Annotated in this window: 11 protein-coding genes; 9 read left to right on the top strand and 2 right to left on the bottom strand. The window is 69.1% G+C overall.

Annotated features, from left to right (window positions below; all coding sequences use genetic code 11):
- The first annotated feature begins 111 nt into the window (after positions 1-111).
- Genes rph through hemW form a run of 3 tightly spaced genes read left to right on the top strand, consistent with a single transcriptional unit; the run spans position 112 to position 2689 of the window.
- Positions 112-837: a ribonuclease PH gene (gene rph / locus Q0982_RS03255; protein ID WP_299391661.1), complete on the top strand. Its 726-nt coding sequence runs from the start codon at positions 112-114 to the stop codon at positions 835-837.
- Between the two features lie 20 nt (positions 838-857).
- A complete protein-coding gene (rdgB, locus tag Q0982_RS03260) occupies positions 858-1460 on the top strand; it encodes an RdgB/HAM1 family non-canonical purine NTP pyrophosphatase (RefSeq protein ID WP_299391662.1) in 603 nt (200 codons plus the stop codon).
- The gene (gene hemW / locus Q0982_RS03265) at positions 1457-2689 is read left to right on the top strand and encodes a radical SAM family heme chaperone HemW (RefSeq protein ID WP_299391664.1); all 1233 of its coding nucleotides are present in this window, start codon (positions 1457-1459) and stop codon (positions 2687-2689) included. The genes rdgB and hemW overlap by 4 nt, the downstream gene beginning before the upstream one ends.
- 25 nt (positions 2690-2714) lie before the next feature.
- On the opposite strand, the gene Q0982_RS03270 is transcribed toward hemW, so the two are convergent.
- Positions 2715-4052 carry a penicillin-binding protein activator gene (locus tag Q0982_RS03270; protein WP_299391665.1) on the bottom strand — a complete coding sequence of 446 codons (1338 nt, stop codon included), beginning with the start codon at positions 4050-4052 and terminating at the stop codon, positions 2715-2717.
- A 161-nt stretch (positions 4053-4213) separates the two neighbouring features.
- On the opposite strand from Q0982_RS03270, the gene rsmI reads away from it, so the two are divergent.
- From rsmI to gshB, 5 genes are all read left to right on the top strand, one after another.
- The gene (gene rsmI, locus Q0982_RS03275; protein WP_299391667.1) at positions 4214-5170 is read left to right on the top strand and encodes a 16S rRNA (cytidine(1402)-2'-O)-methyltransferase; all 957 of its coding nucleotides are present in this window, start codon (positions 4214-4216) and stop codon (positions 5168-5170) included.
- Positions 5167-5595, top strand: a complete 429-nt coding sequence (locus Q0982_RS03280; protein WP_299391669.1) for a YraN family protein — start codon at positions 5167-5169, stop codon at positions 5593-5595. The genes rsmI and Q0982_RS03280 overlap by 4 nt, the downstream gene beginning before the upstream one ends.
- Positions 5596-5642: 47 nt before the next feature.
- Positions 5643-6284, top strand: coding sequence for a BON domain-containing protein (locus Q0982_RS03285; RefSeq protein ID WP_299391670.1), 642 nt, complete (start codon positions 5643-5645; stop codon positions 6282-6284).
- Between the two features lie 169 nt (positions 6285-6453).
- Positions 6454-7308: a SirB1 family protein gene (locus tag Q0982_RS03290; protein WP_299391672.1), complete on the top strand. Its 855-nt coding sequence runs from the start codon at positions 6454-6456 to the stop codon at positions 7306-7308.
- Between the two features lie 49 nt (positions 7309-7357).
- The gene (gene gshB / locus Q0982_RS03295) at positions 7358-8323 is read left to right on the top strand and encodes a glutathione synthase (RefSeq protein ID WP_299391673.1); all 966 of its coding nucleotides are present in this window, start codon (positions 7358-7360) and stop codon (positions 8321-8323) included.
- 114 nt (positions 8324-8437) lie between these two features.
- Here the strand turns inward: gshB and Q0982_RS03300 are convergent, their stop codons facing one another.
- A complete protein-coding gene (locus Q0982_RS03300; RefSeq protein WP_299391674.1) occupies positions 8438-8887 on the bottom strand; it encodes a phasin family protein in 450 nt (149 codons plus the stop codon).
- A 439-nt stretch (positions 8888-9326) separates the two neighbouring features.
- Between Q0982_RS03300 and Q0982_RS03305 the strand changes: the two genes are divergently transcribed.
- Positions 9327-10459, top strand: a 1133-nt coding sequence (locus tag Q0982_RS03305) for a YifB family Mg chelatase-like AAA ATPase (RefSeq protein WP_299391676.1), incomplete at its 3' end; no start/stop codon positions are given.

Consider the following 10459-nt stretch of genomic DNA (forward strand, 5'->3'; position numbering starts at 1 on the left):
ACCTGCCGCATACCTTGGGCTAGCTTGCCGCCGCGGAGGCGCCGGCCGCGGGTCTGCCGTCGTTCATGCCAGCCCCGGTAGCAAACCGAAATCCCAGATGAGAGGTCATCCATGCGTCCGTCCGGCCGAGCCCCCGACCAGCTGCGGGACATCCGCCTGCAGACCGATGTGAACAAACACGCCGAAGGCTCCTGTCTCGCCTGTTTCGGCGACACCCACGTGCTCTGCACTGCCTCGGTCGAGGAAAACATTCCACCCTGGCTGCGCAATTCCGGGCGCGGCTGGGTGACTGCGGAGTACGGCATGCTGCCGCGCTCCACCGGAACGCGCACCGACCGGGAGGCGGCGCGCGGCAAGCAGAGCGGGCGCACCCAGGAAATCCAGCGGCTGATCGGCCGTTCGCTGCGCGCGGTGACCGACCTCACCGGCTTCGGCGAGCGCCAGGTCCGCATCGACTGCGACGTCATCCAGGCCGACGGCGGCACCCGCACCGCCGCCATCACCGGCGGCTACGTGGCGCTGCACCTGGCCTTCCAGCATCTGCAGGACATCGGCGTGATCGAGGCTCTGCCATTCACCGACCAGGTGGCCGCCGTCTCCTGCGGCCTCTACCACGGCACCGAAGTCCTGGACCTGGACTACGACGAGGATTCCACCGCCGCCGCCGATGCCAACTTCGTGCTGACCAAGGCCGGCGGCGTCGTCGAGGTGCAGGGCACCGCGGAAGACGTGCCGTTCCAGCGCCGTCAGTTCGAGCGCCTGCTGGACTTGGCGGAAAAAGGCGTTGCCGAACTCTGCGCCGCGCAAGCCAAGGCGCTGGCCGAGACCGCGGCCTGAAGACGAGCGGGAGCCCAAGCATGCACAGCCTCAAAGCCGGCGAGAAGCTGGTCCTGGCCACTCACAACGCAGGCAAGTACCGCGAGAACGCGGAACTGCTCGCCCCCTATGGCCTGGAGGTGCTGTCCGCCGGAGACCTGGGACTGCCGGAGCCGGAGGAGACCGGCGACAGCTTCGTGGCCAATGCCGTGCTGAAGGCCAAGGCGGCCTGCGAGGCCACCGGCCTGCCGGCCATCGCCGACGACTCCGGCCTCGACGTCCCGGCGCTGGACGGCCAGCCGGGGATCTACACCGCCCGCTGGGCCGGGCCGGGGCGCGATTTCATGGTGGCCATGGAACGGGTGCACCGCGAACTGGGCGACAGCCCGGACCGGCGCGGCATCTTCGTCTGCAACCTCTCGGTCGTCTGGCCGGACGGGCAGACTGCCTCCTTCGAAGGACGGCTGGAAGGCACCTTGGTCTGGCCGGTGCGCGGGGACCGCGGCTTCGGCTTCGACCCGATGTTCCAGCCCAAGGGCTTCGACATCACCTTCGGTGAGATGGACCCGGCGAAGAAGCATGCCATGAGCCACCGCGCCCTGGCCTTCGCGCAACTCTCCGAGGCGCTGCTGGAGCCGGCATGACGCCGCCGGTCAAAGAAGCAGCCAAACGGACGGCCGAAACATCCGGCCGGGCGCCCGCCGCGGCAGAGGCGGTGAAGGACGACCCCGGCTTCGGCATCTACGTCCACTGGCCGTTCTGCAAATCCAAGTGCCCCTACTGCGATTTCAACAGCCATGTGCGCGAGCGCGTGGACCAGGCACGCTGGCGCCAGGCCCTGCTGCGCGACCTGGAGCACGCCGCCACCCGCAGCGCTGGGCGCCGGGTCACTTCGGTTTTTTTCGGCGGCGGCACGCCTTCGCTGATGCCGGCGGAAACGGTCGCCGCCGTGACCGAAGGCATCGCCCGCCTCTGGGACCTGGCCCCCGACGCGGAGATCACGCTGGAAGCCAACCCGACTTCGGCGGAGGCCGAGCGCTTTGCCGGCTTCGCCCGCGCCGGCGTGAACCGCCTCTCCCTCGGGGTGCAGGCTCTGGACGACGACGCGCTTCGTTTTCTGGGCCGTCAGCACTCGGCGGCGGAGGCCCTGGCGGCCCTCGACCTTGCGCGGGCCGCCTTCGCGCGCATCTCCTTCGATCTCATCTACGCGCGCCCCGGCCAGAGCCTTGCGGCCTGGCAGCGCGAGCTGGACGACGCCTTGGCGCTGGGGCCGGAACACATCGCGCTGTATCAACTCACCATCGAAGAGGGGACGGCCTTTCAGGCGGCCTGGCGACGCGGCGAGCTCGTACTGCCGGCCGAGGAGGAAGCCGCCACCCTGTTCGAAGCGACCGACCGGCAGCTCGCCGAGGCGGGGCTGCCGGCCTATGAGATCTCCAACCACGCCCGGCCGGGCGCGGCCTGCCGCCACAACCTGACCTACTGGCGCTATGGCGACTACGTGGGGGTCGGCCCCGGTGCCCATGGTCGCCTGACCTGGGACGGCGTGAAGCACGCGACCCGCCAGCACCGCGCGCCCGAACCCTGGCTGGACCTGGTCGAACGCCAGGGCCACGGCTGGCGCAGCGCAGAGCCGGTCACGGCGGAGGAAAGCCTGACCGAGATGGTGATGATGGGTCTGCGCCTGACCGACGGCATTCCGCAGAGCGCGTTCCAGCGCGTGCTTGGCGCCGGCCCCGAGGCCCTGCTGCCGGCCGAGCGCCTGGAGCGGCTGTCGAAAGAAGGCCTGCTTCAGCGCGACGACCACGGCCTGCGCGCCACCGCGGCGGGGCGCCAGCGCCTGGACGCAGTGCTCGCCTACCTGTTGACCTGAGCGCCTTGAAGCTGCGGATCAGAGCTCAGTTGATGGCCTGATCGAAGGACTGGGGGGCCGGGTCCACTTCGACGAAGGTCTCCGGCCGCAACTCCAGGATCGCCAGCCCGCGCTGGACCTGTCCGTTGGGCAGGAAGCGGAAAATGCCGTCGATGCCGGAAAAACCGACCGGCTGGGAAATGCTCTCGGCCGTGTAGATGAGGAAGGCCCCTTCGCGCGCGGCGCGCTGTTCCAACACGGCGGCCAGGGCCACGGCATCGTAGCCGAGAGAGGCGACCCGCGGCGGCGTGCGCCCGTAGGCCTGGCGGTAGCGGTTGGCGAAGGTGCGCCAGAGCGCCGGCGGCGGCGCCGGGAACCAGGCGCCCTGAAGGCTGGGCTCCTTGCGCAGGGATGGATCGTCCCAGAGCGCCGTGCCCAGAAAGCGGACCTCGCTGGAATCGACATCGTAGAACGCCAGCAACGGGCCGACGGAGAGGAGCTGGCGTCCGCTGGAGGGAATGAGGATGCCGTCGAAGGAGGGCGGCCCCAGCGTCTCCAGCCCCTGCAGGCGGGCGAGCGCCCGCTGGGCCGCCGCGTCATTGCGCGCGCTGAGGCTGCGCCTCTGGGCCTGCAGGGCGGCGGCGCGCTGATCGTAGTCCGCCAGGGCGCGCACTTCGGCGGAGACGTCCTGGGCCCGCGGATCGAAAAAGACGACGCGGCTGATCTCGGCCCCGTTGCGGAAGACGGCCTGCTGCAGCGACTGAACCACCGTCGTGCCATAGGGCGATTCCGGCGCCAGCACGGCAAAGCGCCGCAGGCCCTGGGCGACCGCATAGTCGACCATGCGGTCGATTTGGGTGCTGGGCGTGACCCCCATGACGAAGGTTTGCGGATCGGCGATGGCGTTGTTGTTGGAGAAGGTGATCAACGGCAGTTGGGCTTCGGCCAGGACCGGCTTCACCGCCTCGACCGAGGTGGAGAACAGCGGGCCGAGGATCAGCTGCACCTCTTCGGCCAGGGCCGCCTCGGCCGCAGCCGCCGCGCCTTCCGGCGTGCCCTGCGTGTCGCGCACAACAAGGGTGAAACGATCGCCGGCCAGGTCGAAGAGCGCAAGCTGTGCAGCGTTCAGGATGGATTGGCCGACGTTGGCGCGGCTGCCGCTCAGCGGCAACAGCAGGCCGACCTTCACCGGTGCCGTACGCGCCGCTTCGGCAGCCGCCTCGGCCTCGTTGAGGGCCTGCAGACTCTCCTCCGGCACGCCGCCGGTCTCACCGGCCTGCGGCACCGAGGGAAAGCTGGGTGGTTGCGCCTGCTCATCCGGGCTGGGTACCTTGGGGGCGGCGCAGGCGGTGAGCGAGAGTGCCAGCGCTGCCAGCAGGGGCATGCGCCATGCTTGCAAAACACGCTCAGCAAAGACCCTCCGGTGCGGCCTCAATGTCAGCAGAGTCAAAGGTTCACCCATCCTCATCGCGCAGCGCAGAGCCTAGAGCATGCGCCGGCTAGATGGAATGGCTTTGATCGCCAAGCAGATAACAGCGCAGCGCCATGGCCGCTAAGCATCAGCGACCGTCCGGCGGCCCTGTGGAGGCGGGCGCGCCAGAGGGCGCAGGAGAGGGCGCAGCAGAGGGCGCGGCGGTGGTCGAGGCGCTGCCGGCCGGGCTCTATCTGGTGGCGACGCCGATCGGCAACCTGGGCGACATCACCCTGCGGGCGCTGGAGGTGCTGCGCCGTGCCGACCGCATCGCCTGCGAAGACACCCGCACCACCCGCAAGCTGCTGAACGCCCACGGCATCACAACCAAGACCACTGCCTACCACGATCACAGCGGCCCCGGCGCGCGCGCCGCGCTGCTGGACGCGATCCGTGCCGGCCGCGCGGTCGCGCTGGTTTCCGATGCCGGCACACCCCTGGTCTCGGACCCCGGCTACAAGCTGGTGCGCGACGCCATCGCCGAAGACCTGCCGGTGACCAGCCTGCCGGGACCGGCGGCGCCGGTCGCGGCCCTGCAGCTCTCCGGGCTGCCCAGCGACCGCTTCTTCTTCGGCGGCTTCCTGCCGGCAAAGTCGGGCGCCCGGCGGCGGATCCTGCAAGACCTGCGCGGGCTGGAGGCGAGCCTGATCTTCTTCGAGAGCGCCGCGCGTCTGGCCGCCAGCCTGGCGGACATGGCAGAGGTCCTGGGTGAGCGGCCCGCCGCCATCGCCCGCGAACTGACCAAGCTGCACGAGGAACTGCGCCGGGGCCCGCTGCCTGTGCTGGCGGCACACTATGCCGAGGCGGGTCCGCCGCGCGGCGAGATCGTGGTGGTGATCGGCCCGCCCGAGGATGCGGCCGGGGCCGAGGCCTTCGATCTGGATGCGGCGCTACGCGATGCCCTGCAGCGGACGAGCCTGCGCGATGCGGCGGCCAGCGTCGCGGCGGCCAGCGGCCTTCCCAAGCGCAGGGTCTATGCCCGTGCCCTGGAACTGGCGAAGGAAAGCGGCGGGCCGGGCCAAGACGGATGACCGGCGGCCCGGTTCCGCCGCAGGCAGCGCCGCCGCGGTCGCGCCAGGCCGCCTATCGCCGCGGACGCCGCGCCGAACGGCTGGCGGGCTGGTGGCTGCGGCTGAAGGGATATCGCCTGCTGGTCCGCGGCTTTCGCTGTCCGGCCGGCGAGATCGACCTGATTGCCAAGCGCGGCGGAACGCTGGTCTTTGTCGAGGTGAAGCAGCGCGACACTGTGGCCATGGCCGCCGCCGCCGTTTCGCCCCGTCAGCGCCGGCGTATCGCCCGTGCCGCCGAAGCTTTCCTGCAGGCCCGGCCGGATCTCGCGGCGCTGACCCTGCGCTTCGATGCCGTTCTGCTGGCGCGGCACTTCTGGCGCCGGCCCGCGTGGCCGCTGCAGCACGAAAAAGACGCCTGGCGAAGCGACACAAGATTGCCATATTAGCAGAGCATCGTCGCCCAAGTGATCCGATTCGCGGGAGAATCCGACAAATGAGCTCGAAGGGGAGCGACCGGGCCGGGGCCGGTCGTGCCGGGCGCAGCCTGGCGGTGCTGGCGGCCGTGACCTTTGCAGGCCTGGCTGTGACGGGATGCAGTTTCTGGGGGGCGGCGGCCGGTGGCGGGGCCGTCGGTGTAACCGCGGCGCAGACCGAAAAGGGCTTTCGCCGCAGCGTCGCGGACACCGAGATCCGCCTGACCATCAACGACCTCTGGTTCAAGGCCGACGAAGAGATGTTCCGCAAGGTGAACCTGCAGGTGCAGGAACAGCGCGTGCTCCTGAGCGGCAATGTCGCACGGCCCGAGCAGCGTGTCGAAGCCGTCCGTCTGGCCTGGCAGGCGCCGGGCGTGCGCGAGGTGATCAACGAGATCGAGGTGAACGACACCTCCGGACTCAGCGATGCGGCAAGAGACTCCTGGATTTCGACCCAGCTTCGCACCACTCTTCTGTTCGACCGCGACGTCTCTTCCATCAACTACTCCATCGAGACCGTGAACCAGGCGATCTTCATCATGGGCGTGGCCCAGTCCGAAGCCGAGCTCGACCGGGTGGTCGGCCACGCAAAGGACATTGCCTATGTCCGCCGCGTGGTAAGCTATGCTCTGCTGAAGAACGATCCGGCCCGCAGCTCCTGACCCTCTGCGCGTGCGGACTCCCAAGGCGCCGGAGCCAGCCGTTGTGGCGGCAGCGCCGCCGACGGGCTTAGCCGCCAAGAGGCCCCCGCCGCTGAAGAAAGACGTGATATGCCCGCCCCTCCCCTTTTGAGATTTCAAACCCGAGCGCCTTCATGAGCCGGTCCCCCTCATGAGCTGGTCTACGGCAAGCAATCGCAAGGATCTGGAATCGCGTCTGCGCCAACTCGGCGGCCAGAGCGATGACGAGATCGACATTGCGGGCGCCGCCTTGCTTCTGGCCGCGCTGGAACGGCCGCAGGTGGGGCTGGAGCGCTACTACCACCATCTGTCGCTGCTGGCGCGGGACACGGAAGACCTGGCGGCCCGCCGCGGCGCCGACCGCGACCTGGACGCCCGGATCGCGATCCTCAACCACGTGATGGTCGAACGCTACGGCTACCAGGGGGACCGCCAGAGCTACGACGACCTGCACAACGCGAACCTGATGCGGGTCATCGACCGCAGGCGCGGCCTGCCGGTCGCCCTGGGCATCCTCTATATGCACGCTGCGCGGGCGCAGGGCTGGGCGGTCTGCGGTCTCGGCTTCCCGGGGCACTTCATGCTGCGGCTCGACCTCGGCAGCCAGCGCGCCATCATCGACCCCTTCAACGGCGGAGAAGTCCGCGACGCGGCGGCGCTGCGCAGCCTGGTGAAGACCGTGGCCGGCAAGGAGGCGGAGCTGCGTCCCGAGCACACCGACAGGGTCGGCAACCGCGATATCCTGCTGCGGCTTCAGAACAACATCAAACTGCGGCTGATCCAGCAGGAGCGCAGCGCCGATGCCCTGGAGGTCATCGAGACCATGCTGATGTTCGCGCCCGAGAAGGCGGCGCTGTGGAAGGAGGCGGGGGTCCTGCATTCCCACCTCGACAACATGCGCGCCGCCATCATGGCCTTCGAGCACTACCTGGAGCTCGCCGGTCCGGACCCGGACCGCCAGAACATCGCCGCCCTGCTGCAGCAACTGCGCATCAAGCTGAACTGAAACGGCCGGCAGGCGGGCGCCGCCGGACAGAAGACGGGGAAGAACGGTTATGAGCTTGGCGGTCGCCATTCAGATGGATCCGGTGGAGACCATCGATATCGAGGGGGACAGCTCCTTTGCCCTGGGGCTGGAGGCGCAGCGCCGCGGCCACGGCCTCTATCACTACCTGCCGCAGGACCTCAGCCTGCACGACGGGCGCGTCTATGCACGGATGCGGGCCCTGGAATTCCGCCGTGAGCAGGGCAACCATGCCAGCCTCGGCACGCCGGAGGCGGTCGACCTGGCAACCCTGGACGTGGTGCTGATGCGCCAGGACCCGCCTTTCGACATGGCCTACATCACCGCCACCCACCTGCTGGAGCACGTGCATCCGGAGACCCTGGTGGTGAACGACCCGGTGCACGTGCGCAACGCGCCGGAAAAGCTCTTCGTCACGCATTTTCCGGAGCTGATGCCGCCGACCCTGATCACCAGCGACCGCGCGGAGGTCGAGGCCTTTCGCGCCGAGCACCGGGACATCATCGTGAAGCCGCTGTTCGGCAACGGCGGTGCCGGCGTCTTTCACATCGCGCCCGGCGACGAGAACCTCTCGGCCCTGCTGGAGCTCTTCACCGACCTCTACCGCGAGCCCATCATCGTGCAGCGCTACCTGGCGGAGGTGCGCGGCGGCGACAAGCGCATCATCCTGGTCGACGGCCGGCCCGCCGGGGCCACCAACCGCGTCCCGCCGCAGGGGGAGGCCCGCTCCAACATGCATGTCGGCGGCAGGCCGGAGAAGGCGGAGCTCAGCCGCCGCGACCTGGAAATCTGCGAGGCCATCGGTCCGGCCCTGAAGGAACGCGGCCTGATTTTCGTCGGTATCGACGTGATCGGCGGCTTCATGACGGAGATCAACGTGACCTCGCCCACCGGCATTCAGGAGATCAACCGCTTCGACGGCGTCTCCCTGGAAGCGGAGATCTGGGACGTGATCGAGGCCCGCCACGGCGCCGCCCACAAGACACCGAGCGTGTAAGCAAGGGCATGTAAGCCCGGGAACGTAAGCCGAAGCGCCTAAGCAGAAAACCGGCCGGCCCAAAGGCCGTCCGGTGTGAAAGCAAGCGGTATCGGGATTTCTGGAGCGGCGCGGCTACTTGTTCTCCGCCCCGTTGCCGTTGTTCCCGTTCATATCGTGCAAGGCCGCCTTGGTGCGCTTTTCCATCGGGGCCCAGCATTCCTGCGTGATGCGGGCCATCATGGCCATCAGCTTGCTGGTTTCCTCGAGGTACTGCTCGGCGGCATAACGCGCGATCGTGCATTGCTTGTCGAAGACCTCTTCCGGGCCCTTGGCTTTGATCAGGTCTTCCGAAGACTCGATGTTCTGGCGCATGCGCGCGCCGGCGAAATTCACCATCTCCTGACTGACTTCTGCCATACCGGCGAACATCGCCTCGCCGGCGCTCATCACGGCGGTAATGTTTTCACCGTTGGAACCGAGAAACGCCTCGTAGTTCGGAACCTCCGGGGTGGCGGCGGCGGTGCCTTCGCCGCTGCCTGAAGAAGATACGCTGCTCTTGGTCTGCTTGCGTGCCGTTGCCATGGCTTGGTTACTCCTGCACGACGCATTCGATTGGTGGGGGGACCGGGCTGACGCCCGTGTGACAAACCGTCTCCTTGGCGTACTCCCGCCAACCGCGACCAGAGCCTTGGCTTCCGTTCGGAATGCCGGTTGTTCTCGATGAGTGTATGACCCTTCAGGCCTCCACCTGCCCTGGTTGTGGCTCACGGGACCCCAGCGACCGGAGCTTCTCGCTTATGAGCATAGGCTAACAGATATTAACCATAAATGATCTGAGACAATTTGCCTTTGCTTTGCCACGGGTTCCGGCGCACCAGGGCCGTCGGCGCCCACGGCCCAAGATGATCTTGGCAGCTCTCTTCCTCCACCCTAGATTGACGACGGCTGCGGCAGGACCCGGCCTCCAGGAGGTCGGTTCAAAGCCGCGCCGCCGTCAATCAGGGGGAACGCCGAAGCGCCCATGACCGCCCGTATCACCACCGTCGCCTTTGCCGGCGTCGAGGTCCTGGACATCGACGTGCAGGTGCAGATGGGCAGCGGCCTGCCGGCCTTCGCCGTCGTCGGCCTGCCGGACAAGGCGGTGGCGGAAAGCCGCGAGCGGGTGCGCGCGGCCCTGACGGCCCTGGGCCTCGCCCTGCCGCCCAAACGCATCACCGTGAACCTGGCGCCGGCCGACCTGCTGAAGGAGGGCAGCCATTTCGACCTGCCCATCGCCCTCGGCCTGCTGACCGCCATGGGCGTGCTGCCGGCCGAGGAGATGGCCGGCTACACGGCCTTGGGCGAACTGGCGCTCGACGCCCGCATCACCCCGGTCGCCGGCGTGCTGCCGGCGGCGATCCACAGCCTTTCCGCGGAGCGCGGCCTGATCTGCCCGTTCGCCCAGGGCGGCGAGGCGGCCTGGGCCGAGGGCCTGGAGATCCTGGCGCCGGGCACGCTGCTGGCGCTGGTCAATCACTTCAAGGGCAGCCAAGTCCTAAGCCCGCCGAAGGCGCGCCTCGCCGAGAAGGCCGCCGACGGCCTCGACCTCGCCGATATCAAGGGGCAGGAGAGTGCCAAGCGCGCCCTCGAGGTGGCGGCGGGCGGCGGCCACAACCTGCTGATGGCCGGACCGCCGGGCGCGGGCAAATCCATGCTGGCGGCGCGCCTGCCGGGCATCCTGCCGCCGCTCACGCCCGCCGAGGCGCTGGAGGTGAGCATGATCCACTCCGTCGCTGGCACCCTGGGCGAGTCGGGGCTGCTGCGCCGCCGGCCCTTTCGCGACCCGCACCACTCGGCCTCCCTGCCGGCGCTGGCCGGCGGCGGCCTGCGCGCCAAGCCGGGTGAGATCTCCCTGGCCCATCTCGGTGTCCTCTTTCTCGATGAGCTGCCGGAGTTCCAGCGCGGCGCCCTGGAGGCGCTACGCCAGCCGCTGGAGACCGGCCGCGTCTCCGTCGCCCGCGCCAATGCCCATGTCACCTATCCGGCGCGCGTCCAGCTCGTCGCCGCCATGAACCCCTGCCGCTGCGGCTATCTGGACGACCCGGCCCAGGCCTGCGCCCGGGCGCCGCGCTGCGCCGCCGACTATCAGGCGCGGATCTCCGGCCCGCTGTTCGA

Source organism: Pelagibius sp. (assembly GCF_028281305.1).
GTDB lineage: Bacteria > Pseudomonadota > Alphaproteobacteria > Kiloniellales > Kiloniellaceae > Pelagibius.

Bases quoted from the DNA above. Each gene is read 5' to 3' on its own strand.
- Q0982_RS03270 (WP_299391665.1), bottom strand. From the start codon at position 4,052: ATGCCCCTGCTGGCAGCGCTGGCACTCTCGCTCACCGCCTGCGCCGCC.
- gshB (WP_299391673.1), top strand. From the start codon at position 7,358: ATGAGCTTGGCGGTCGCCATTCAGATGGATCCGGTGGAGACCATCGAT.
- rph (WP_299391661.1), top strand. From the start codon at position 112: ATGCGTCCGTCCGGCCGAGCCCCCGACCAGCTGCGGGACATCCGCCTG.
- rsmI (WP_299391667.1), top strand. From the start codon at position 4,214: ATGGCCGCTAAGCATCAGCGACCGTCCGGCGGCCCTGTGGAGGCGGGC.
- Q0982_RS03300 (WP_299391674.1), bottom strand. From the start codon at position 8,887: ATGGCAACGGCACGCAAGCAGACCAAGAGCAGCGTATCTTCTTCAGGC.
- hemW (WP_299391664.1), top strand. From the start codon at position 1,457: ATGACGCCGCCGGTCAAAGAAGCAGCCAAACGGACGGCCGAAACATCC.
- Q0982_RS03290 (WP_299391672.1), top strand. From the start codon at position 6,454: ATGAGCTGGTCTACGGCAAGCAATCGCAAGGATCTGGAATCGCGTCTG.
- rdgB (WP_299391662.1), top strand. From the start codon at position 858: ATGCACAGCCTCAAAGCCGGCGAGAAGCTGGTCCTGGCCACTCACAAC.
- Q0982_RS03280 (WP_299391669.1), top strand. From the start codon at position 5,167: ATGACCGGCGGCCCGGTTCCGCCGCAGGCAGCGCCGCCGCGGTCGCGC.
- Q0982_RS03285 (WP_299391670.1), top strand. From the start codon at position 5,643: ATGAGCTCGAAGGGGAGCGACCGGGCCGGGGCCGGTCGTGCCGGGCGC.